21 protein-coding genes and 1 pseudogene are annotated in these 21,490 nt (G+C 71.6%); 14 read left to right on the top strand and 8 right to left on the bottom strand.

What is annotated here, in order from left to right; all coding sequences use genetic code 11:
• Nucleotides 1-165: 165 nt before the first annotated feature.
• The 3 genes from ACFYW3_RS33495 (at nt 166) to ACFYW3_RS33485 (ending at nt 2,011) form a co-directional block, all read left to right on the top strand.
• A complete protein-coding gene (locus tag ACFYW3_RS33495) occupies nt 166-468 on the top strand; it encodes a metalloregulator ArsR/SmtB family transcription factor (RefSeq protein ID WP_351757613.1) in 303 nt (100 codons plus the stop codon).
• The gene (locus tag ACFYW3_RS33490; RefSeq protein ID WP_351757611.1) at nt 465-866 is read left to right on the top strand and encodes a VOC family protein; all 402 of its coding nucleotides are present in this window, start codon (nt 465-467) and stop codon (nt 864-866) included. Before ACFYW3_RS33495 ends, ACFYW3_RS33490 begins: the two co-directional genes overlap by 4 nt.
• A gap of 110 nt (nt 867-976) precedes the next feature.
• Nucleotides 977-2,011 carry a magnesium and cobalt transport protein CorA gene (locus tag ACFYW3_RS33485; protein ID WP_351757609.1) on the top strand — a complete coding sequence of 345 codons (1,035 nt, stop codon included), beginning with the start codon at nt 977-979 and terminating at the stop codon, nt 2,009-2,011.
• Nucleotides 2,012-2,282: 271 nt separating this feature from the next.
• Here ACFYW3_RS33485 and ACFYW3_RS33480 read toward each other — a convergent pair whose 3' ends face one another.
• Nucleotides 2,283-2,507, bottom strand: a complete 225-nt coding sequence (locus ACFYW3_RS33480) for a hypothetical protein (RefSeq protein WP_063839684.1) — start codon at nt 2,505-2,507, stop codon at nt 2,283-2,285.
• Between the two features lie 212 nt (nt 2,508-2,719).
• Between ACFYW3_RS33480 and ACFYW3_RS33475 the strand changes: the two genes are divergently transcribed.
• On the top strand, nt 2,720-3,028 hold the full coding sequence (locus ACFYW3_RS33475; protein WP_351757607.1) for a hypothetical protein: 309 nt from the start codon (nt 2,720-2,722) through the stop codon (nt 3,026-3,028).
• Nucleotides 3,029-3,348: 320 nt separating this feature from the next.
• On the opposite strand, the gene ACFYW3_RS33470 is transcribed toward ACFYW3_RS33475, so the two are convergent.
• Complete coding sequence (locus ACFYW3_RS33470; protein ID WP_389388293.1) at nt 3,349-4,956, bottom strand: alpha/beta hydrolase; 1,608 nt, start codon at nt 4,954-4,956, stop codon at nt 3,349-3,351.
• Nucleotides 4,957-5,309: 353 nt separating this feature from the next.
• Here ACFYW3_RS33470 and ACFYW3_RS33465 point away from each other — a divergent pair, with 353 nt between their 5' ends.
• Nucleotides 5,310-6,497, top strand: a complete 1,188-nt coding sequence (locus tag ACFYW3_RS33465) for a glycoside hydrolase family 64 protein (protein WP_389388292.1) — start codon at nt 5,310-5,312, stop codon at nt 6,495-6,497.
• Nucleotides 6,498-6,691: 194 nt separating this feature from the next.
• Nucleotides 6,692-7,018: pseudogene (locus ACFYW3_RS33460) on the top strand (S1 RNA-binding domain-containing protein); the annotation flags it as partial.
• A 51-nt stretch (nt 7,019-7,069) separates the two neighbouring features.
• On the opposite strand, the gene ACFYW3_RS33455 reads toward ACFYW3_RS33460, so the two are convergent.
• Nucleotides 7,070-8,584, bottom strand: a complete 1,515-nt coding sequence (locus ACFYW3_RS33455; protein WP_389388291.1) for an APC family permease — start codon at nt 8,582-8,584, stop codon at nt 7,070-7,072.
• A gap of 300 nt (nt 8,585-8,884) precedes the next feature.
• On the opposite strand from ACFYW3_RS33455, the gene ACFYW3_RS33450 reads away from it, so the two are divergent.
• The 5 genes from ACFYW3_RS33450 (at nt 8,885) to ACFYW3_RS33430 (ending at nt 12,858) form a co-directional block, all read left to right on the top strand.
• Entirely contained in the window at nt 8,885-9,673 is a 789-nt protein-coding gene (locus tag ACFYW3_RS33450) for an NAD(P)H-dependent oxidoreductase (RefSeq protein WP_389388342.1), read from the top strand.
• 178 nt (nt 9,674-9,851) lie between these two features.
• Nucleotides 9,852-10,268 carry a molybdopterin-binding protein gene (locus ACFYW3_RS33445; protein ID WP_053684458.1) on the top strand — a complete coding sequence of 139 codons (417 nt, stop codon included), beginning with the start codon at nt 9,852-9,854 and terminating at the stop codon, nt 10,266-10,268.
• Between the two features lie 124 nt (nt 10,269-10,392).
• The gene (locus ACFYW3_RS33440; RefSeq protein WP_389388290.1) at nt 10,393-10,551 is read left to right on the top strand and encodes a hypothetical protein; all 159 of its coding nucleotides are present in this window, start codon (nt 10,393-10,395) and stop codon (nt 10,549-10,551) included.
• A 241-nt stretch (nt 10,552-10,792) separates the two neighbouring features.
• Nucleotides 10,793-12,001 (top strand): cytochrome P450, encoded by a 1,209-nt coding sequence (locus tag ACFYW3_RS33435; protein ID WP_389388289.1) that lies wholly within the window; start codon nt 10,793-10,795, stop codon nt 11,999-12,001.
• Between the two features lie 323 nt (nt 12,002-12,324).
• Nucleotides 12,325-12,858, top strand: a complete 534-nt coding sequence (locus ACFYW3_RS33430; protein ID WP_389388288.1) for an enoyl-CoA hydratase-related protein — start codon at nt 12,325-12,327, stop codon at nt 12,856-12,858.
• A 77-nt stretch (nt 12,859-12,935) separates the two neighbouring features.
• Here ACFYW3_RS33430 and ACFYW3_RS33425 read toward each other — a convergent pair whose 3' ends face one another.
• Together ACFYW3_RS33425 and ACFYW3_RS33420 are read right to left on the bottom strand one after the other, a co-directional pair.
• Nucleotides 12,936-14,099 (bottom strand): agmatine/peptidylarginine deiminase, encoded by a 1,164-nt coding sequence (locus tag ACFYW3_RS33425; RefSeq protein WP_389388287.1) that lies wholly within the window; start codon nt 14,097-14,099, stop codon nt 12,936-12,938.
• 245 nt (nt 14,100-14,344) lie between these two features.
• The gene (locus tag ACFYW3_RS33420) at nt 14,345-16,408 is read right to left on the bottom strand and encodes a SpoIIE family protein phosphatase (RefSeq protein WP_351757584.1); all 2,064 of its coding nucleotides are present in this window, start codon (nt 16,406-16,408) and stop codon (nt 14,345-14,347) included.
• 355 nt (nt 16,409-16,763) lie between these two features.
• Here ACFYW3_RS33420 and ACFYW3_RS33415 point away from each other — a divergent pair, with 355 nt between their 5' ends.
• From ACFYW3_RS33415 to ACFYW3_RS33405, 3 genes are all read left to right on the top strand, one after another.
• Entirely contained in the window at nt 16,764-17,111 is a 348-nt protein-coding gene (locus ACFYW3_RS33415) for a DUF6355 family natural product biosynthesis protein (RefSeq protein ID WP_389388286.1), read from the top strand.
• 188 nt (nt 17,112-17,299) lie between these two features.
• Entirely contained in the window at nt 17,300-18,313 is a 1,014-nt protein-coding gene (locus ACFYW3_RS33410) for an ArsR/SmtB family transcription factor (RefSeq protein WP_389388285.1), read from the top strand.
• 229 nt (nt 18,314-18,542) lie between these two features.
• Complete coding sequence (locus ACFYW3_RS33405; protein WP_389388284.1) at nt 18,543-19,196, top strand: GAP family protein; 654 nt, start codon at nt 18,543-18,545, stop codon at nt 19,194-19,196.
• A gap of 112 nt (nt 19,197-19,308) precedes the next feature.
• Here ACFYW3_RS33405 and ACFYW3_RS33400 read toward each other — a convergent pair whose 3' ends face one another.
• From ACFYW3_RS33400 to ACFYW3_RS33390, 3 genes are all read right to left on the bottom strand, one after another.
• Entirely contained in the window at nt 19,309-20,196 is an 888-nt protein-coding gene (locus ACFYW3_RS33400; RefSeq protein WP_389388283.1) for an NAD-dependent protein deacetylase, read from the bottom strand.
• Nucleotides 20,197-20,236: 40 nt separating this feature from the next.
• Nucleotides 20,237-20,671: a hypothetical protein gene (locus ACFYW3_RS33395; protein ID WP_389388282.1), complete on the bottom strand. Its 435-nt coding sequence runs from the start codon at nt 20,669-20,671 to the stop codon at nt 20,237-20,239.
• A 108-nt stretch (nt 20,672-20,779) separates the two neighbouring features.
• The gene (locus ACFYW3_RS33390) at nt 20,780-21,316 is read right to left on the bottom strand and encodes a DoxX family protein (protein WP_389388281.1); all 537 of its coding nucleotides are present in this window, start codon (nt 21,314-21,316) and stop codon (nt 20,780-20,782) included.
• Nucleotides 21,317-21,490 lie beyond the last annotated feature (174 nt).

The raw sequence follows: 21,490 nt of genomic DNA, 5'->3' as shown, positions 1-21,490 counted from the left end.
TGGGGATGTGCGCAGGGCGCGAGGGAATCTCGGCGTGAAGCGGGGCAGGGGGCGAGCCGTGTGCTCGCCCCCTCCTGCGTTCCGGACCCGCAGCCATCGTTCGATGCGGGACACGGCGGCGGACTCCACTTGATACGCAAGTGAATGGTTGCCTATGGTGGGGTCGTGGCCGACGACCTCTTCAAAGCCTTGGCCGACCCCACCCGTCGCACCATCCTCGACGAGCTGACGGACAGATCCGGACAGACGCTGTTCGAGATCTGCTCGCGGCTGAGCATGAAGCATCGGCTCGAGATGTCGCGGCAGGCGGTCTCCCAGCACCTCGCGGTGCTGGAGGCCGCCGGGCTCGTCGGGACGAGGCGGGAGGGCCGCTACAAGTTCCACGATCTGAACACGGCCCCCCTGCGACAGATCGCCGAGCGATGGCTCGTGCCCGAGGCATCCGGACCGGAGGAGAACACCCCATGAAGATCCGTCTGACCAGCGTCTTCGTCGATGACCAGGCCAAGGCCCTGGCCTTCTACACCGAGATCCTCGGCTTCCTGAAGAAGCACGACGTCCCGGTGGGGGAGACGGCCCGGTGGCTGACCGTCGTCTCGCCCGACGATCCCGACGGGCTCGGCGGCATCGAACTCCTCCTGGAGCCCGCCGGCCACCCCGCCGTCAAGCCGTACCGCGATGCCCTCGTGGCCGATGGCATCCCGCTCGCCCAGTTCGCCGTCGAGGACGTGACGGCGGAGTACGAGCGCCTGCGCGGCCTCGGCGTCCGCTTCACCCAGGAGCCCGTGGAGATGGGCCCCGTCACCACCGCCGTCTTCGACGACACCTGCGGAAACCTGATCCAGATCGCCACACAGCCCCGGTAGGAGCCGCTGGTCCGCCGGCCGACCGATGTCACAGGTGCCGGCGGGTGAGAAATCACCGGTCGGGGGTAGGCGGCCCGCCTACCCGACGGACGACGGACAAGAGGCGGAACATGGCGGCGCGGCAGGACGGCAAGGGCGGTGCGGGTCTGCCGTCGGCGGTGGTGGACTGCGCCTTGTACGAGGACGGGCGCCGCATTCCCGGCCAGGTGAACCTGGGCAAGGTCCTGGATCGGATAGACCCGGAGGCGGGGCGGTTCGCGTGGATCGGCCTGTACGAGCCCACGGCGGAGCAGCTACAGGAGGTCGCCGAGGCCTTCGGCCTGCACCCCCTCGCGGTCGAGGACGCCGTCCACGCCCACCAGCGGCCCAAACTGGAACGCTACGAGGACATGCTCTTCCTGGTGCTCAAGACGATCGTCTACGTGGACCACGACAAGGTCACCGCGACCAGCGAGATCGTCGACACCGGCGAGATCATGGTGTTCGCCGGCCCCGGCTACGCGATCACCGTCCGCCACGGCAGCGCCCCGCCGCTGGAAGGCGTACGGCAACAGCTACAGGACGACCCGCGGCAGTTGGGCTGTGGCCCCGCCGCCGTCCTGCACGCGGTCGCGGACATGGTCGTCGACCGCTACCTGGAGGTGGCCGACTCCTTCGCAGGTGACGTCGACACACTGGAGAGCGAGGTCTTCTCCCCGGACCGGCCGGTCGACGCCGGACGCATCTACCAGCTCAAGCGGGAACTCCTCGAATTCAAGCGCGCCGTCATGCCCCTGGCCCCCGCGCTGCGGCGCCTCAGCGAGGACACTCCCCAGGTCCCGAGTGAGGTGGCGACCTACTTCCGGGACGTCGCCGACCACCACCAGCGGGTGAGCGAACAGATCCTGTCCTTCGACGAACTCATCACGGGCATGCTCAGTGCCGGCATCGCCCAGCTCGGCGTTCAGCAGAACGCGGACATGCGACGCATCAGTGCCTGGGCCGCCCTCATCGCCGTCCCCACCATGATCGTCGGCGTGTACGGCATGAACTTCGAGCACATGCCCGAACTGAAGTCGCCCTACGGCTACCCCGCGGTCTGGGCGCTCATCATCGTCGTCTGCTCCGTCGTGTACCGGGCCCTGCGGCGCAACAAGTGGTTGTAGGGCCCGCGCCCTACCCTCGCTCTCCCCAGCCACCCATGCGGGTGGCCGCAAGCGCTCCGCCGGCGTGGTGGCGGGCTCAGAGGCAGGCGCCTGGTGTGTCCTGGCGGAGGTTCCGGCCGTCCGGAGACGGGCGGTCGAGACCCACCGCCCCCTGCCCCGGGCTGCACCACGCAGCGGCCCCGGGGCAGGGAGAGCGACCACCGCCGTGCGTGGGCCGTCCCGCCCTCGCGCCCCTGTCCGAGCCCGGCCGGACTCTGCCGCACGCCCGCTGTCAGGTGCCGGAGGTCCAGACCTCGGGGCCGCCGCCTTCCCAACGGATCGGGCCCTCCTCCGACAGGTCCACGCCCTCCAGCCCGGCACGCCGGAGGAACTCGGAGACGTCGCTCGTGGAGTGCGCGCGGCCAAGGTCCGCGTCCACGCCCAGCGCGTGCACCGTGACTTTCCGCCCGCCCTTCGGCGACACGGGATGGATGACGATCTCCGTCTGGTCGGCCATCCACCCAGCCTGCGTCAGGTCGAACGCGAGAGCACCCCGAGCGGTCCGGTCGGGCTGCGCGCCGCCCCTGCCGGCGCCCGCCACCGACCGGCGCCCGCGTACCCGTCGCACGGAACCGAAGCGTCCTGTCCGGTTGCGCTGAACGCCCGCATGAGGTGGGGCCGGCGGGGTATCCGCGCGGGAAGCAACGTGGTGATGGGTGCTGTCCGGGGGTGGGTGTGGAGAGGGAACGGTTGACGGTGCGGGAGTCGGCGGCCTGGGACCAGCTGGTGGCGGGACTGCGGGACGAGTCGCACGAGGGGAGTCCCGCTCGGCCGGATCGGCGGGCGGAGCGTCGGCTGCCGGTCGGTTTGATGGCGGTGATGGCCACTCTGCTGTGTGCCGCGCTGGCCCTGGTGGTGGCGGCCGGCATGAGCGGAGAAGGGCGCCTGGTCTGGGCCGGAGTGGTGGTGTGGATCGCCGCGGTCGTGTCGGTCTCCTACGTGCTCGGCCACGGTCCGCACGTGCCCCACCGCCGGTGAGACCCGAACCCCCTTCGCCCGCAGTCGAGTCGGCCGGGCCCGCGCCCGCCGGCCCGGACACACCACCCCACCGCACACGCCGGGCCGAAGCCCCGGCCCGGTAAAGCCGCGTTCGACGCCGGGGCCGGGGCCGGGACCGCGGCCGATGTTCGGCCACGGCCCCTATCGGCGCGCGGGGCCAACACGACGACCTGACACGAGGGCCCGACGACGGCCCGGGGCAAGCGCCCGACGCGAGGGCCCGGGGCAAGCGCCCCCCCCCCGCGAGGGCCCGGGGCAAGCGTCCGACGCGGACCGGGGCAAGCGTCCGGCGTACCGGTTCAGCGCAGTACGGGGATCACGTCGCGCGTCTCGTCGACCTCGACCCTCCCGGTGCGCAGGGCCGGCGATTCCGGGGGTGTCTCGTCCGCGCAGACGGTGCCCCGCGCGGGCAGCGCCAGGGTGGCGAGGTAGTCGTTGACCAGCGCGCTCACGCATGCGCTCCGGTTGTACGCGGTGTGTCCCTCGGCGTTGAAGGTCAGCAGCCGCCCGTTGTCCAGCGTCCGGGCGAGGGACCGGGCGTCCTGGTACGGGGTGTCCGGGTCCCCGGTCGTCCCGAGGACCAGGATCGGGGCGGAACCGGCCGCCCGGTACGAGCCCTCGAAACGACTCGGGCGGTCCGCCGGCCACTGGGCGCAGGTGGGCGCGTGGTTGTGGTCGTAGGTGGGCGGCCCCAGGCCGATGGCGGGTCCCAGCAGCGGCGCGGAGGCGACGTGTGCGCTGACCAGCGCGCCCAGCAGCAGGGGGCTCGTCGGATAGGCGCGGTCCGCGCACTCGACGGCCATGTTGACGTTGAGGAAGTCGAAGGACGCGGGGGAGGGCGGGGACAGCAGGAACGAACTCTGGCGTGCCTGGGCAGCCCGCAGGGCCTCTCCGAGGTAGGGCCAGATCTCCTTGCCCGAGTTGATGTTGAACATCAGCCGGTAGGCGAGGGTGTATCCGGTCGCCGGGCGTCCGCTCGCGGTGATGACGGGGTCGGCGTCCAGGTCCCGCTTGAGCTGTTCGAAGGCCTGCCGCGGGCGCCCCTCGCCGAACCCGCAGGCGGTGGCGTTCTGCGCGCACCAGTCCAGGAACCGGCCGACCGCCGTGTCCAGGGCGACGAACTGCTTGGCGTCGTAGGCGTACGGCACGTTGGCGTAGCGCTGCGGATCGTAGGCCCCGTCCAGGACCATGGCGCGGACCCGCCGGGGGAACTGCGCGGCGTAGACGGTGCCGACGTAACTCCCGAAGGAACGACCGTAGAAGGAGAGCGTTTCCTCGCCGAGGGCCTGGCGGAGCAGGTCCATGTCCTTGGCGTTCGAGGCGGTGCCGATGAACGGCACCAGGTCCCCCGACCGTTGTCGGCACGCGGTGGCGAAGTCGAGCCCCTGCCGAACGGCGCCGCGCAGGGCCCCGGGGCCGGGCACGCCGCGCGCGGCGTCGACGGCGGCGGAGTACTCCGTGTCGTTCCAGCACTCGACCTGTCCGCTGCGCGCCACACCGCGCATGTCGTATCCGACGACGTCGAACGTGTCACGGAGGGGGGCCGGGAGCGCGTCGTAACTGTCACGGGCGAAGTTCACCCCGGAGTTGCCGGGGCCGCCCGGGTGCAGGACCAGGACACCGGTGCGATGGGCCCGGTCGGCCGCGAGGTGCCGGGTGACCGCGAGAGGGATCGTGGGCCCGGTCGGCCGGCGGTGGTCCAGCGGCACCCGGGCGGTCGCACACTCGAAACCGTCGCCCGGGTCGGTGCAGGGGCCCCAGGCCAGGTCGGGAACGGGAGGCGCGGTGGGAGTCGTCGCCGTGGCGGCCACGGGCGTGGCTCCGAGGAGCGCGGTGACCGCGATCAGGACGAGGGACATCCCCCATCCCACTCGCCTGTGCGCGGTGGGGGCTGAACGGGTCTGCATGTGGTGATCCTCCGTCACGAGTGGCTGGGGAACAGGCGACAACGTAGCCGCAGGCCCCGTCGGCCACCAGGAGTCGACGGCCCGTTCCCGATTCCCGTCGGCATCGCGCGTCGCGCGGACGCCGCGACACGGCACGCGGGACCGGTACGCCCGCCCCCTCGGCCGCCACGAAGCCGACCGGGTTCTCAAAGCCGTGCCGGATTCATTGACAGAAGGTGAACACAACCTGATTCTGAGAGCGCTCTCAGTGTTCAAGCATCTCTCCCCGCCCTGCCGCGGCCCCGTCGCGCCCACAGAGCGCGAGGGGCCACCGCACCTCCCGCCGGCAGGCTCCCCCCACCAGGAGGAAGAGCATGTTCCGCTTATCGAAAGCGCTTGGTTCCGGCGTCTCGGCGCTGGTCGTCGCCGCCGGCCTGATGGTTCTCGGCCCGTCGACATCCGCGGAGGCCGTACCGGCGACCATCCCGCTCACGATCAAGAACGACTCGGGACGCGGCGAGCCGGTCTACATCTACAACCTCGGCACCCTGCTCACCACCGGGCAGCAGGGCTGGGCCGACGCCAACGGCACGTTCCACCCCTGGCCCGCGGGCGGCAATCCCCCCACCCCCGCGCCCGACGCGTCGATCGCGGGTCCGGCCAACGGACAGACACGGACGATCCGGATGCCCAAGTTCTCCGGACGCGTCTACTTCTCCATCGGACAGAAGATCGTCTTCAAGCTCACCACCGGCGGCCTGGTGCAGCCCGCCGTGCAGAACCCTTCCGACCCCAACCGAGACATCCTGTTCAACTGGTCCGAGTACACGCTCAACGACGCCGGCCTCTGGATCAACAGCACCCAGGTCGACATGTTCTCGGCTCCGTACGCGGTGGGCGTCAAGGCGGCCAACGGCACGGTCGGCACTGCCGGCCGGCTCAAGCCGGGCGGATACAACGCCGTCTTCGACCAACTGCGTTCGGCCGGCTGGGGCGCACTGATCCAGAGCCGCGCCGACGGCACACCACTGCGAGCACTCTCGCCCGGGCACGGTATCGAGGCAGGCGGAATTCCGGCCGGAGCCATGAACGACTACGTCAACCGGGTCTGGAACAAGTACAGCTCTTCCACGCTCACCGTGACACCGTTCTCGAACCAACCGAACACCAAGTACTTCGGCCGGGTCTCGGGCAACGTCATGAACTTCACCAACGGCTCGGGGGCGGTGGTCACCAGCTTCCAGAAGCCGGACTCCGACAGCATCTTCGGCTGTTACAAGCTCCTGGACGCACCCAACGACCTCGTCCGCGGCCCGATCTCCCGCACCCTCTGCGCGGGCTTCAACCGCTCGACGCTCCTGACCAACCCCGACCAACCCGACGCGAACGGCAGCGACTTCTACCGGCACGCCGTCACCAATCACTATGCCCGCGTCATCCACGGACAGATGGCCGACGGCAAGGCGTACGGCTTCGCCTTCGACGACGTGGGCGCTCACGAGTCGTTGGTGCACGACGGCAATCCGCAGGAGGCCTTCATGACCCTGGAGCCGTACAACTAGGCCGTCTCTTTCGGATCTTGCCTGACCCGCGCCGCCCGGCACCGCACCTCGCCGCGTTGTCGAGGCACCCGAGGACGTCCGGTACTCGGGAGCCTCTCCGCCTTGCGATGCACGGCACCGGACGACGCGGGCCTGACCGGCAAGATCCGAAAGAGACGGCCTAGTGCTCTGACCGGGAAGGTTTGCCGGGCGCCGTGACACGGGGAACCTTTCCGGCCACAGCACTGGGACGTGTCGTCCCGGCGATCAAGGCGCGGGCGGCTGACGCGTCATCGACGGCACTGGAGTCCGACCCCTTCCCGGCTTTCACCGACCGCACCGTGGTGGGCCAGGAACTCCTCGGGACGGTTGCGAGGGTGCGTCCCATCGGCGTCCGCGTCGACCTCGGGGGCGAGGTTTTCGGGCTGGTCCCCTTCACGGAGGGCCACGGTCGGCCCGCGGCACGTGCGGTGGAAGACTTCGAGGTCGGGGAGGGTATCGCCGTCGTCGTCGCGGAGATCGACAAGTCCACCCGACGGGTTTTCCTCTCCAGGCCGGAGAGCGCGGCGCTCGGCCTGCTCACGGCCTCGCCGTCAGGGCCCGGGGGTGCTCTCACCCCCGGGCCCCGACCCGGGCTTCGACGCGGTCCCTGCCCCGGGCTTCGACGCGGGCTCCGAGACCAGTGCCTGGCGGTCGAAGACCAGCATGCCGAGGAAGAAGAGGGCTCCGAGAAGGAGAAGGCCCGCGACGATGACGACGGAGGTGAGCGCCTCGTCCGGTGCCACGAGTACGAAGAGGGCGAAGAGGGTCCAGGCCAGTGCGCAGACCGCGACGGGCAGTTCGCCGCGCCCCAGGTCGAACGCGCCCTTCTGGCGGCCGAGTCGTCTGCGGACGGCGAGGTAGAGGACGATCGTGGACCCGTAGATGAGGGCGGGCAGGATGGTCGACGCGGTGATCAGCTCCAGCAGCGCCGAGCCGGGAAGCGCGACCATCAGGACGGCCCCGAGCGCGAGGATCAGTACGGTCGCCGGGATGGGGGTGTGCGTGCGGGGGCTGACCCGCCGCATCACCTGGTGGGCGGGGAAGCGGGAGTCGCGGGACATGGCGTAGACGAGGCGGGAGCAGGAGACCATCACGACGATGCCGGCGCCGAAGAACGCGAAGGTGATGGCGACCAGCAGCACCCGTTCGGCGACGGCGCCGAGACGGTCGTGCATGATCGCGGCCACGGGCGATGCCTCGTTGCTGATCCGGGGGATGTCCTCGATCGCGACGGTGAGGGTGATCAGGAACAGCATGCCGAGCACGCCGGCCGCCACGACCGATCCGACGATCGCGCGCGGGACGCTGCGGTGCGGGTCCTTGGCCTCCTCGGCGAGATTGGCCGCGGAGTCGAAACCGACGAGGGTGGCCAACCCCATGATCATCGCGAGCATCAGGCCGCCGCCGACGGCGAAGTAGCCGGGGGTGCCCTCCGTGACACCACGGGAGGTCAGATTGGCCGCCGATCCGTTGCCCGTGACCAGGACGGCGATGACGAGGGAGATGGCCACCACCACGACCAGGGCGAGTTCGAGTCCGACCGCGGCCGAGTTGATCCAACTGACCAGCCGGGTCGAGGCGATGGCGAGCAGGGCCTGGACGACCAGCACCACCAGAGTGATCACGCGGGCGGTGTCCTCGTCCCGGCCCATGCCGGCCAGCGGCATGAAGGCCTGGCTCGCCAGGGCGTTGTCGATGGCGACCACGGCGATCGCCAGGTAACAGAACGTCAGCCAGCCGAACCACCAGCCGACCCTGGGGTTGCCGAGCCGGGATGCCCATTGGTAGGAAGAGCCGCTCAACGGGATGCGGGCGGCGAACTGCGCGACCACCAGAGCCACGAGGGTCTGGCCGACAGCGGCGATGAGCCAGAGCCAGATCCCGACCGGGCCCGCCGTCAGCAGCACCTGGTCGTAGGTGGCGAAGATCCCGACCGCCACCGAGATGAACGCGAACGAGATCGCGAACACCTGGAAGGAACCGAGCGACCGTTTCAGCTCCTGCCGATAGCCGGCGCCCCCGGGGGAACCCCCGTCGTCGGGCCCGTCCTTCGCAGCCTCAGCCACCTCAGCCACCTCAACCACCTCGCCTCTCCTGATCCGGCACAGTCTCCCCGCCCGGTCCGCCTCCACGGCGCGGGTCACGACCGACGCACGGGACCGGCCCCCCGGACGGACGACTCCGCTCGCGGGCCATGGCCTCCCCGGCGGGCCCGGGAGGCCCGTTCAACAAGCCGAATCGACGGGGGAGTACACGTGCGTCGACGCGGCGTGACACCGGCGGCGGGTGGATTCGTGGGCGCGCCGGGAGCCGGACAGTACGCGCCGATGCCTTCGCCCTGTGCGTCGGTGACGGTGTTGCCGCCGATGACGAGGTGGTGGGTGAACCCCGCCGGGCACGGCATCGTGGCCGGCGCCGACGACACCTCCCTGCGCGACAACCAGGTCACCGGCGCCAACCGGGCCGGGGCGACGGCCACGTACGGCGTCGCCGTCGTACCGTGTGTGTCGCAGCCGCCGTCGGCTGCGCCGATGGGGGGAAACATGCGTACAGGGGTGTACTTGGCTCACCCGCGACCGGGGAGCTTCAACCACGCGGTGTTCGGCGCCGTGGTAGAGGAACTGCGGGGGCGAGGCGTGGACGTGGTGGCGCACGACCTCTGCGCCGAGGGATTCGATCCGTCGCTCACGGCCCGGGAGACGGGAACGGTCGAGGCGGCGTCGCCGGCCCGCGATCCACAGGTGGCGTCGCACAGGGCGGAAGTCGCCGACCTGGACGCCTTGGTGTTCATCCACCCCAACTGGTGGGGCATGCCGCCGGCCGTCCTCACGGGCTGGGTCCAGCGCGTCCTGGCGCCTGGCGTCGCCTACAAGCTGGGCGCCGCCGAAGGCGAACCCGCCGGCCTGTTGAAGGCGACCAGGGCTCTGGTGCTCAACACCTCCGACACGCCCGCCGATCGGGAGGAGCGCGAGTTCGGTGATCCTCTGCACAACGTCTGGGCGGCGTGTGTCCTCCCGTACGTAGGAATCCGCGAGGTGCGACGGATCGTCTTTCGAACCGTCACCGACTCGTCCGGCGAAGAACGCGCCGCGTGGCTGGAGCAGGCTCGCCGGCACGCGGCGTCACTGCTCGAACGGGAGGACCCCGATCGTTGAGGCCCGAGTCCCGAATCGTCGGCATGTCGGGCCCGAGCCGAAGGTGCGATGCCACGACGGCCATTCACCTGGCGGATGAGACGGGCTTCGCGCGAGCGCGGATCCATGCGGCTAGCGTGACGAACGGGGCGGCCGGCAGGCCGCGTCTCCCACCGATCCAGAGTGAGGCGTTACCTTCATGAGCCTGAGCATCCGCAACCAGATCCCCGGCACCATCACCTCCGTCACGGCCGGCGAGGCCATGTCCACGGTGAAGGTCCGCCTGGCGGGCGGTCAGGACATCACCGCCGCGATCACCACCGACGCCGTCAAGGAACTCGGCTTCGCCGAGGGCACCTCCGTCACGGCGCTCGTGAAGTCCACCGAGGTCTCCCTCGCGACCGGGCCGGTCGAGGGCATCTCGATCCGCAACCAGCTCGCCGGCACCGTCACCGACGTCGTCACCGGTGGCGCCATGGGCTCGGTCAAGGTCTCCGTCGAGGGCGGCGAGCTGACCGCCGCCATCACCAAGGACGCCGTCGAAGCCCTCGACCTGACCGCGGGGTCCTCCGTGGTCGCGCTCATCAAGTCGACCGAGATCTCCCTCTCCGTCTGAGCGTCCCCGGCGTCCGCGCCGCGATGAGGGCCCCGTACCGGCAGGTGCGGGGCCATCTGTCGTTCGGGCAGCTTCGGACGAGACCGTCGGATTCCGCACCTCGGCACGCGACTGCCCGGCGGTGATGTCTCCCACGCGGCGGCCGCCGCCCACCACCGACATCACGGTCACCCTCGACGTACTGCCCCGCACCGTGTGCCTGCCGCTCGCCCCCGAGCTCACCGACGCGGAGGCCGACCGCGTCATCGAGGCCGTTCACGGCTTCCACCCCATGCGGGCGTGACACCACGGCGGGCCGGCGCGCCCGAAGCCCTCGCGGTTTCACCTTGATGCGAGATCCGGGGCCCGCGGCCCGAGGCAGGCATGTGTCGTGCGGTCCGGCGGGGCGGACGGAGTGCGCCGGGCTCGCCCGCATCCTCCCGGCGGCAGGGACTGCGCCACAGGAGGGCCAGGTTCCGCCGCATCCCCCCGCGCGGAACTTCGTTGGTGTGTTGACTGTTGATCAACGCCGAGCCGGAGATGCCGTGCCCGCTGAAGCCGAACCCCGCCCACCCGCCCACCTTCTGGCGGCCCGGGTCCGCGATCCCTACCCGTACTTCGCGTGGTTGCGGCACCACGCGCCGGCCCACGTGGAACGCCGACCCGGCCGGCCCGCCGTGTGGCAGATCTCCCGGTACGAGGACGTACGCGCCCTGCTCACCGACGCCCGTCTGAGCAAGGACCCGGGCCGGGTTCCCGGATACGTGCCGGGTCCGGCCGGTCTCAACCGGCACCTGGTGCACGCAGACCCACCCGACCACACCCGGCTGCGGACCCTGGTCAACTCTGCTTTCGTGCCCCGCCGCATCGCCCTGCTGGAACCTTTCATCACCGAGGTGGCCGGTCGGCTGCTGGACCGGGTCGAGCACCACGTGCACGTCGACCTGATCGCGGACTTCGCGGCGCCCCTGACGTTCCGGATGATCTGCGCGATCCTCGGCGTACCCGAACACCTGGACACCCCGGCGACACGGGACACCCTCATGGCCACCATCGCCCCCGACGAGTCCGCTGACCCGGCCCGCGCCGAACGGGACCTGCACGCGCTGCTGGACACCCTGATCGCCGGCAAGCGGGCAGGGGAGGAGAGCGGCGGCGTGGACCTGCTGGGCGCCCTGGTGCGGGCGGGCGACGAGAGCGGCGCCATGAGCGAGGAGGAACTGCGCTCCACCGCCTACCTCCTGCTGCTCGTCGGCCACGACACCACCATGAACCTCATCGGCAACGGAGTGCTCGCCCTGCTGCGTCACCCCGCCCAGACCGCGCGCCTCGCGGCCGAGGGCGCGGGCTCCGGACTTCTCTCCACCGCGGTCGAGGAACTCCTGCGCTACGACTCCCCGGTGCGCGACGCCACGTTCCGGTGCGCGGGCGAATCGATCCGCCTGCACGGGCGGACCATCCGCGAGGGAGAGATCGTGAGCCTGCTGATCGGGTCCGCCAACCGCGATGGGCGGCGTTTCCCGCACGCCGACCGCCTCGACCTCGGCCGCACGCCCAACGACCACCTCGCCTTCGGGTACGGCCCCCACTTCTGCATCGGCGCGGCCCTCGCCCGTCTCGAAGGCTCGGTGGCCTTCCCCCTGCTGCTCGAACGCCTGGGCACGGTGCGGCTTGCCAAACCGGCCGATGAAATGCCCTGGCGCCCGGCCCGCGTCATGCGTGGCCTGGCGGCGTTGCCTCTTGTCCGGCGATGAGCCGTCCCGCCGCCTCCCCATCCCCCCAGGTGGAAGGAACACGATGAACACGCAGGACACGCAGGACACGCAAGGCACACAAGGCACGCTCGACACCGAACCCGTGGTGTTGACCGAGCGGCGCGACGGCGTCCTGGTCGTCACCCTCAACCGGCCCCACGTCCGCAACGCCGTCAACCGGGCCTTGGCCGACGCCGTCGATGGAGCGCTCACCCTCCTGGAGACCGACCCGGGACTTCTGGTCGGTGTCCTGACCGGTGCGGGCGGGCCACTTCTGCTCCGGCATGGACCTCAGGGCCTTTCCCGACGAAGGAGTGCCACGGGTGGCGGACCGGGGGCTGGCCGGACTGACCCGCGCCCGCCGGACGAAGCCGGTCATCGCCGCGGTCGAAGGGGCGGCCGTGGCGGGCGGCTTCGAACTCGCCCTCGCCTGCGACCTGATCACCGCCGCCGACACGGCGTTCTTCGCGCTCCCCGAAGTCGCCCGTGGCCTCGTCGCCTCGGAAGGCGGAGCCATTCGCCTGCCCGGCCGCGTTCCGTACCACCTGGCCATGGAGATGCTCCTGGCCGCCTCCCCGCTCCCGGCCCCGGATGCCGCACGGCACGGGCTCGTCAACCAACTCACGCCCCAGGGCGGCGCCTTGGACGCCGCCATCGCGCTCGCCGCACGGATCCGCGTCAACTCCCCCGATGCGGTACGGATCACCCGTCAGCTCGTCGAGGTCACCCACGGCCTCGACGACCACGCGGCGTTCGCCGCCCAGGACCCGCTCACCGCGCCTGTGTTCCGTACGAGCTCGGCAGTCGAAGGCGCCCGCGCGTTCTGCGAGAAACGGCCCCCGGCCTGGACCCGTTGACGGCATTGAACCCGGTGACCCCGGGGCGTGCGGGACGCCCCGGGGTCACCGGGATGGGGCGGGTGCAGGAGAGTCGATCAGGCGGCGGGCTTGCCGGGCTGGTCGTGGGTGGAGCAGTGGATGCCGCCGCCGCCGGAGGCGATCGTGTCGATCGCGACGGGGACGATGTCCCGCTTGGGGAAGTGTTCCTGGAGGATGCCGCGCGCCTTGTCGTCGGCCTTGCGGTCCCCGAACCTGGGCATGAGGACGGCGTCGTTGGCGATGTAGAAGTTGGCGTAGGTCGACACGAAGTCGTCACCTTCGCCCGTGATCCTCTTCAGGTCGGGCTGCGGCAGGTCGATGATCTCGAAGCGCCTGCCACGGGCGTCCGTAGCCTTGGAGAGTACGGACTTTGCCTGGTCGGCGGAGCGCGACCAGGAGTCCGCCGGAGTGCCGGGGTGCGCGCGGTCCAGCAGGACCACACCGGGCGCGGTGAAGCGCACGAGGCTGTCCACGTGGGCGTCCGTGATGTCCTCCCCGCGGACGCCGGCCAGCCAGATCACCTTCTCGACGCCGAGGGTCTCCTTGAGCTCCTTCTCGATGGTGTCCCGGTTCTTCCCGCGGTTGCGGTTGTCGTTGACGATCGAGCTCTCGGTGATCATCAGGGTGCCCTCGCCGTCGGGCTCGAAGGAGCCGCCCTCCGCGACGAGGGGGGCCTGGACCCGGGTGATCCCGTACTTCTTGAGCACGTTGCGCCCGACCAGGGCGTCGTTCTGGTGCTGCTTCTGCTTGTTGCCCCAGCCGTTGAAGTTGAAGTCGACGCCGACGACCTTGCCGCCCTCCTCGACGAAGACGGGGACGGTGTCGCGCGCCCAGAGGTCGTCGACGGCCAGCGGGATGACCTCGACCTGGGAGCCGACGGCCCGCTGGGCCGCGTCGACCTGATCGGGTCGGGCCATCATGACGACCGCCTCGTACTCGCCGACGGCGCGCGCGATCCTCGCGATGTCCTCGCGTACGTAGCGCAGATCCTCGTGCCAGACCGAGGTCAGCGCGGGCCAGGACATGAAGGTGCGCGTGTGGCTCTCCCACTCGGCGCCCAAGCGCCGCTTGGCGCCCGCGGCGGCGGGTTGGGAGGGGCCGGCGGTGGAGTCGACCGTGACTCCGGACGCGGGGGAGCACGCAGTGGCGCCCGCGACGGCGGCGCCGATTCCGGCGAGGGTGCGAAGGACGGTCCGTCGGGTGGGGGGCAGGAAGGACACGGGAGAACTCCGATCGTGGGCCGGCGGAAGGGGTACATCCGGCCAGGGCGAGCGAGAGGGCGCGGCTCGGACGCGCGGCAGGTGCGACAAACCGGCCCCTACGGACAAGAGTGCGCGCTCCGCGCCGCGACGGCCGCTCCGCACGGTGAGTGCTGCGGCCTCGATGACCACTGTGGCACTGACTGAAATTTCAGTCAACTCGTGAGGCGGTCCGATCCGACCGCCGCCCGGGGCTTCCGATCGCCTCAGGGTCCGTTCAGACGGGCGGCGAGCAGAGCGATGTCATCGTCGGCCGAAGCGGGCACCAGGTGAGTGACGAGACTGTCGCAGAGCGCGTCGAGGGACGGCGCGGGCTCGGCCAGAAGGTGGGTGAGTTCGCTCAGACGGTCGTCGATGTCGGTGCCGCGTGCCTCGATGAGACCGTCGGTGTAGAGAACGATCACGCTGCCCGGAGCCAGCGTGGTGTGCGTGGTGGTGAAGCGGGTGGGGCCCACGCCCAGCGGGAGTCCCGGCGGTACGTCGAGCAGGCGGGCGGAGCCGTCGGGGGTGACGAGCGCGGGCGGAGGATGCCCGGCGCAGGTGATGCGGCAAGCCCCGGTGGCCGTGTCGAGATCGACGTACAGGAAGGTGGCGAGCATCGGGTCGGCCAGGTCGTCCAAGGCGGCCTGGAGCTGGTGGAACATGTCGTCGTGGTCGAGGTCCAGCCTGGCCAGGGCGCGGACGCTGGCGGAGAGCCGGCCCATGACGGCCCCGGCCTGGATGCCGTGCCCCATGACGTCGCCGATCACGAACGCCACGGAGTCGCCGGTCAGGGGGATCACGTCGTACCAGTCGCCGCCCACCTCGTTGACGTCACTGGCGGGCAGGTAGCGATGGGCGACCTCGATGCCGGGCGGCGGGGTGATGTGCTGGGGCAGCATGCTGCGCTGCAGGATGAGGGCGGTGTCGTGCTCGCGGTGGTAGAGGCGGGCGTTGTCCAGACACACGGCGGCCCGCGCGGCCAGTTCGGTCGCGAGGGCGGTGTCCTCGTCGCCGAAGGGCTCCGCGGTGGTGCACCGGTAGAACGTGGCCAGGCCCAGCACCGTCCCCCGGGCGAGCAGCGGCACCATCATGAAGGAGTGCACGCCGTGCTTCAGCAGCTCGGCCGGTGCCGGCGAGTGACGGGCCGCCGGCGCGATGGACTTCTCGTCGAGGCGGGGGATGACGAAGGCGTGGCGGTCGGCGAGCGCCTGGGTGTAGGGGGCGGCCGACGGGAAGACGAGGGTGCGTCCGAGGGGGGCGAGAATCTCGGCCAGGGGCGAGTCGGAGGGGGCTTTGCCCAGGCGGCGCAGGCGGGTCCCGGCCACCAGGCCGGAGCCGATCTCCGCGCCCGCGGCCAAGGACTCCAGGACGTCGACCGTGACCAGGTCGGCGAGCTCCGGGACGGTGACGTCGGCCAGTTCCTGCGCGGTGCGCTCAAGGTCCAGGCTGGTGCCGATGCGGTACGTGGCCGCGTTGATCAGCGCGAGGCGGCGCCGGCCGGCCTCGGCCTCCAACTGGGTCCGCTCCTGGATGGTGATGTCGATCAGGGAGGCGGCCAGTCCGAGCGGGTGCCCGTCCGTGTCCTCCAGCCTGGTGTAGGAGCACGACCACACCCGGTCCTGGTCCGGGGCGGCCGGGGTGCGGCCGACGCGACGGGAGTCGAGGACGGGACGACCTTCCTCGAGAACCTGCCGCATGAGGACTTCCATGGCGGCCGCGTTCACCCCGGGCAGCACCTCGGCCAGACGCCGGCCGATGTGAGCGGCCTCCGGCAGGCCGTTCATGGCCTCCAGGGCGGGGTTGACCCGCAGGAAGCGCAATCGGGTGTCGAAGAGGGCGATGCCGACCGGGGAGCGGGCGAACAGCCCGTCCCACACCGCGGAGGAGCCGCGGATCCGCTGGGCGGCGGCGGCATCGGCGGCGAAGACCAGCACGGTCGTCCCGCCGCGCGGACGGGCGGGGACGGGCGCCGCCCAGATCTCCACCTCCACCGGGTGCCCGTCCCGGTGCCAGGCGGTCACGGTGCCCATCACGCCGCGGGCGGTGACGGCCTTCTCCCACAGCGACCTGCCGAGACTCCGGTCCGTACCCGGATGCAACAGATCGGCGATGTGACGGCCGATGACCTCGCGCGGGGCGTATCCCAACAACTCCTGGGCGGCCACGTCCCAGCGCACGATCCGGCCGTCGCTGCCGGTGGCGAGCACGGCCACGGGCAGACCCCCGAGCCAGCCGCCCGCGGCCCGGGCGGCAGGGCTGGTGACCTCGTCGAAGGGCTCGGGATCCATGCGCACCGCCTCTCGCCCGTCGAGAGATCCGTCTCCCGCAGCCTGAGGAGTTGCCCCACATGCCTACGTTACCGCCGCCGCGACCGGGCGGTGCTCCGTCGTGCTCCCGGCCCGGCCGGGCCGGGAGCGGTCGGTCGACGCGCGGCCCGGCTCGCCCCCTCACGACGCCGAGGCAAGCCTGCGAACCCGTGTGCGAAAGCGAGGGGGAGCGAGCCGGGGAGCGGGTGGAAAGGGGGTCTCACCTGCGGCTTTAAGTGGTCGCTTAGAGGGTTGCCGGTGCACGGACGTCACTGCGAGTCTCTGCTGTGGCAAAGGGGTGAAGGCCCCGCCCGAAACGCAGAGGAGTGTGGCACGAATGGAGCGCTTACAGCGCAACGGCACGCGGCGATGGATGGCGGTCGCCGTTCTCGGCTCCGCTGCGGTGATGAGCACGATCACCCCTGCGAGCGCGGGCAGCGCAGGCGGCACGGGCAGCGCCGGGGGAGCGGGATCCCGGGCCGCAGTCTCACCGTGCGGGTACTACGCGGGCAGGGAAATCGCGTTCTACAACCACTGTGGCCCCACCACGATCAAGATCAAGCTCGACATCGTCCGGGGGTTCGACCGGACCATCTGCGTCGGACCCGGTGACACGCGGCTCGGCCTCAAGAGCCAGATCAGGGACGCCAACTACGTGGGTGGAGCCGGCTGCCGCATCACGTAACCCTCTCCGGCGTGGCGTGGAGCCAGACGCGCGGCGTGGCCGTGCGAGCGGTGAATCCGTCCCCGGCCGTAGGCCACCCGAGCCTGTTTCGCCTCGATCCGGGAGGCGACCGGAAGGCGTGTGGTGCCCCTGGCCGGGGCATGCTGCGGGTGCCCGGGCACGCTCCAGCACCGGCAGGGGGCCGAACGGTGTTACGCATTCACTTCACGACGGAGGATCTCGCGCGGACACGGGTCGCCGCGACGATCGGGATCGCGGCGGAGACCTACTACAGCCTGGAACTGTTGCGGGGCAGAGGGGACGGCCCCCACTCCAGCCCCCACTTCCGCTCGTGGCGGTCAGCCGTCGCGGGCCGCATGGGGGCCGACACCCGCCCGTTGACCTCCCTGCTGCCGGTGCGTGGGCCCGGGCTCGACCTGCTCGCCCTGATGGGGGACGGGCCCTGTGTGGAACACGCCGTGGACAATCTGCTCCACGCACCCGCGGCCCGACTGCGACGAGAGTTCAAAGGCATCGACTTCCCCCTGGAACACCTGTCCTGGGCGAGGCGGGTGTCCGAGGGGGACCGCGAAGCGCGGCGGGAACTTGCCGAGGCGCTGCGAGCCTGCCATCGGCTGGCCGTGGAGCCCTTCTGGCACAAGGGACGGTCCGAACTGGCCGCGCTCTCGTCCCGCTACATGAACGTCCTGCTCGAGGGAGGTGTCGACCTGCTGCTGCGCTCGCTCTGCGCCCCCCTGGTCCGCTGGCGGCCGCCGGTCCTGGAGGCTCCCTACCCGCGCGGCGTCGAGGTGCACCTCCGGGGAAGGGGACTGATCATCACCCCCACCGTCTTCTCACCGCACGCGGTGAGCCTGCTGTGGGACCCGCTCGACACCACGCAGCCACCCCGGTTGACGGTGCCGGCACTCCGCGAGCCGCTGGCAGGCGCCGGGCCGACCGACGCGGTCGGCCCCTCGGGCCGAAACCTGGAATCACTGCTCGGCCGCACGCGCGCCGCCGCGCTGCGGGTGACGGCCGAAGGCAGCACGACCACCGAGTTGGCCCGCCGCCTCAACGTCTCGGCGGCAGCCGCCAGCCAGCACGCGACGGTGCTCCGGAACGCGGATCTCATCACCACCAGCCGCCGAGGCCAATCCGTACTGCACCGCATCACCCCCCTGGGGCTCGCGCTGCTGAGTCCTGTGACCCCGACGGAACCGTGAGCCGTGAGCCGTGAGCCGTGGCGACCACGGCCCGGGAGTGGGGTTTCGGCGAGGCAGTGCCTCATCGCCCGTTCAGGTCGATAGATTGCGCACGCCTGTCGGGGTCCCGCCGCCCTCCGGAGTTCCGGGACGCGGGCCCTGCCCGTTCGGGCCGGACGCGCACGGCAAGCGGCGACACCCGGCCGAGGTCGCACCCCGGGCCGGGGACGCGCCGCGAGGAGGTTGGCCTGTGGGAGAACTGCTCGGCGAGGTGGTGCCGCTCGCACTGGGTATCGCGCTGTCGCCGGTCCCCGTCGTTCCCGCGGTCTTCCTGCTCTTCACGCCCCGCCCCCGGGTGACCGCCGGGTCCTTCCTGGCCGGCTGGACGGCCGGCGTTCTCGCGATGACGGTCGCCCTCGCCCTGCTCGCCGCCGTCATCGAGGTATACGAGGAGACACCCACCTGGGCGTCCTGGACCAAAGCGGTCCTCGGCGTGGTCCTCCTTCTGCTGGCCGTGCGGCAGTGGCGCTCACGAGCGAAGAAGGACACCCCGGCCTGGATGCGGACCCTCACCGACGCCACCCCGGTGAAAGCCATGCGGCTGGGGTTGCTGCTGTCCGCGGCCAACCCGAAGGTCGCCCTGCTCTCGGCGGCGGCCGGCCTGACCGTCGGCTCCGCCGAAGCGGGCCCGTCCCGCGCGGTGACGGCCGTGGTGGTGTTCACCGCCGTCGCGGCGTCCACCGTGGCCATCCCGCTGCTGCTTCACGTCGTCGTGGGGGAGCGGGTCCTGGGCCCTCTGGGCCGGGCGAGGACCTGGCTGGAGATCCACAACAGCGCCGTCACCGCCGTGGTCCTGGCGGTGATCGGTGTGCTTCTGCTCGTCGAGGGCGCCGCCGGCCTGTGACCGGGACGACGACCTGACCGGGCCCGCACACCGCGGCGCACCGGACGTCCGGCCCTCGGCCCCAAGCCCATACACGGTCGATCGGATCGGCGCCGGATCGGCAGAACGCCCCTCAGTCGCCCAAGGGGATGTCCAAGCGGTCGGCCAGGGCGGTGAGGGTCGTTCCCAGGGGGAGTTCGACCCGGGTGACGGCGTGCCTGTCGCCGCGGGTCGGATCCCGGTTGACGATCAGTACGGGCTTCCCGGCCTGGGCCGCCTGACGGACGAAACGCAGTCCGGACATGACCGTCAGCGAGGAGCCCAGGACCAGGAGAGAGGCCGCCGCACCGACCAGTTCGCGGCAGTGCGCGACCCGCCGCGGCGGAACGGTCTCGCCGAAGAACACCACGTCCGGCTTGAGGATGCCGCCGCAGTGCGTGCAGGGAACCACGGAGAAGTCCCCGACCTGTTCGTCGGTGAGGTCGGCGTCACCGTCGGGGTTGAGTCCCGCGGCCACCGGCTCGAAGCCCGCGTTCGCCTCTTCCAACCGCAGGGCGAGTTCCCGGCGCGAGCCGGAGGCGCCGCAGGAGAGGCAGACGACCCGGCCCAGGTTTCCGTGGAGCTCCACCACGTCCTCGCTGCCGGCGGCCTGGTGCAGCCCGTCGACGTTCTGGGTGATCACGCCCGACAGCAGGCCGCGGCGCCCGAAGGCCGCCACGGCCCGGTGCCCGGCGTTGGGCCTGGCGCGGCCGAACGTGCGCCAGCCGAGGTGGCTGCGTGCCCAGTACCGGCGCCGGGCCGCTGCGCTGGTGGTGAAGTCCTGGTAGGTCATCGGGGTGTGCCGGCTCAGGCTTCCGCCCTCGCCCCGATAGTCGGGGATGCCGGACTCCGTGGACATGCCTGCCCCGCTGAGCACCAGCACCCCGCCGGCCTCCAGGGCGTCGGCCACGGGGCCCGGGTCAGTGGTGCCGGGCCGCAGGTCCTCGGTGGGGGTCCAGGTCAGAGTCGGGCGCATGCGCATGACGCCAGCGTACGCAGCACACGGCGTCCGGCGTGGGCGGTCAGCCTCCGTCGCCGCCGCGGGACCGTCCGTCGCCTCCGGATCCCGTGCCCCTCTCGTCGGGGCCGGGCCGCAGGTCCAGCATGCTCAGCAGTGAGGCCAGGTCGTCGGGGCCGGTGGTACGGGACGCGACCGCCTCGTGAGCCCGTTCGCGACGGGCGGCGCCGCCCGCGGAGGCATCGGGGCCGCCGGGCGGCGTGTTCGCCTCGCACCGTGGGCCGTACACGGCAGCCGGGTCGGTACCGATCCGCCGAATCGGGCACACGCGGTGCTCGCCGGCGGTGGCACAGACGGCGGCGGATACGGCGGCCCTGCGGCGCCGGGCGCCACGGACCACCACGGTCACCGTCCGCGCCAGGGGGCGCGGGTCGAGCGCGGCAGGCCGGAACAGGGAGCCGACCGATAGCCGCCGAGCGGTCCGACGAACGTCTGCCATGGGGCTCCTCCTCATCACGAGCGGTCATGACCGGTGGCGATCACGACCCCGTACGCCTTGTGCTCCGTGATGCCGCCGGCCACGCGAACCGGCGACAGACGGGCCCTGTCAGCGAGGATCGGCGAGCGCGGCGGCCGCCTTGATCCGGGCGGCCGTGGTCGCCGCGGCCGCCTCCACGGGACGGCGGACGGCCCTCACCGGATGCCTGTGGTCGAGCGCGTGCCGGGAACGGTAAGCCAGAGAGGGCTTTCCGTGGGTGTCCGCGGCGGCGATGAGCAGACCTCCCACCGCGGCGAGGTCGGTCAGGAACCGGGCACGCTGCCGGGCACGCTCCTCCGGATCCTTCTCCGTCCAGAACGCGTGGCCCGTGAGCGCGGTCGGCACCACCGTGGCGGCGAGCGTGAGCGCGGCCAGCCGCGGGGCGCGCCCCGTCGCGATCATCAGGCCCGCTCCGACCTGGATCGCACCGTGGACGCGCACCAGCTTCAGCGGGTCGCCGTCCGCCGCCGGGACGCGCTTGCCCACGGCCTCGGCGAAGGGCTGGAAGACTTCCGCCGCGGTCTCGGGCCGGCGCAGGGTGCGCAGGCCCTCCACGATGTGCGGGGCGGCGAGCAGGGGACGGGCGAGCTTTCGAAGGACAGCCATGCCCCGCTGCTGCCCCGCCTCGGCCCGTCCATCCGTGGTTCCCGTTCGGGCTCCACGCGGGGAGCCCCGCAGGCCCCCGCGATCCAGGGGAGGGCCGGGGGAAGAACGGCACCGGACGGCTGGTTGTCACGGCTGCGCAGGTCCATGTACACGCGGGAGTGACACGGGAGGGGC

The sequence above is a fragment of the Streptomyces sp. NPDC002602 genome, from assembly GCF_042889445.1.
In the GTDB taxonomy this organism is placed as follows: domain Bacteria; phylum Actinomycetota; class Actinomycetes; order Streptomycetales; family Streptomycetaceae; genus Streptomyces.
Note: the sequence above shows the minus strand (reverse complement) of the source record. Positions and strands in the feature narration are given on the sequence as shown.

Coding starts and splice junctions, on each gene's coding strand:
- ACFYW3_RS33480 (WP_063839684.1), bottom strand. CDS start 2,507: ATGGCCGACCAGACGGAGATCGTCATCCATCCCGTGTCGCCGAAGGGC.
- ACFYW3_RS33470 (WP_389388293.1), bottom strand. CDS start 4,956: ATGCAGACCCGTTCAGCCCCCACCGCGCACAGGCGAGTGGGATGGGGG.
- ACFYW3_RS33450 (WP_389388342.1), top strand. CDS start 8,885: ATGACGAGGTGGTGGGTGAACCCCGCCGGGCACGGCATCGTGGCCGGC.
- ACFYW3_RS33440 (WP_389388290.1), top strand. CDS start 10,393: ATGTCTCCCACGCGGCGGCCGCCGCCCACCACCGACATCACGGTCACC.
- ACFYW3_RS33485 (WP_351757609.1), top strand. CDS start 977: ATGGCGGCGCGGCAGGACGGCAAGGGCGGTGCGGGTCTGCCGTCGGCG.
- ACFYW3_RS33390 (WP_389388281.1), bottom strand. CDS start 21,316: ATGGCTGTCCTTCGAAAGCTCGCCCGTCCCCTGCTCGCCGCCCCGCAC.
- ACFYW3_RS33395 (WP_389388282.1), bottom strand. CDS start 20,671: ATGGCAGACGTTCGTCGGACCGCTCGGCGGCTATCGGTCGGCTCCCTG.
- ACFYW3_RS33400 (WP_389388283.1), bottom strand. CDS start 20,196: ATGCGCATGCGCCCGACTCTGACCTGGACCCCCACCGAGGACCTGCGG.
- ACFYW3_RS33465 (WP_389388292.1), top strand. CDS start 5,310: ATGTTCCGCTTATCGAAAGCGCTTGGTTCCGGCGTCTCGGCGCTGGTC.
- ACFYW3_RS33490 (WP_351757611.1), top strand. CDS start 465: ATGAAGATCCGTCTGACCAGCGTCTTCGTCGATGACCAGGCCAAGGCC.
- ACFYW3_RS33445 (WP_053684458.1), top strand. CDS start 9,852: ATGAGCCTGAGCATCCGCAACCAGATCCCCGGCACCATCACCTCCGTC.
- ACFYW3_RS33415 (WP_389388286.1), top strand. CDS start 16,764: ATGGAGCGCTTACAGCGCAACGGCACGCGGCGATGGATGGCGGTCGCC.
- ACFYW3_RS33420 (WP_351757584.1), bottom strand. CDS start 16,408: ATGGATCCCGAGCCCTTCGACGAGGTCACCAGCCCTGCCGCCCGGGCC.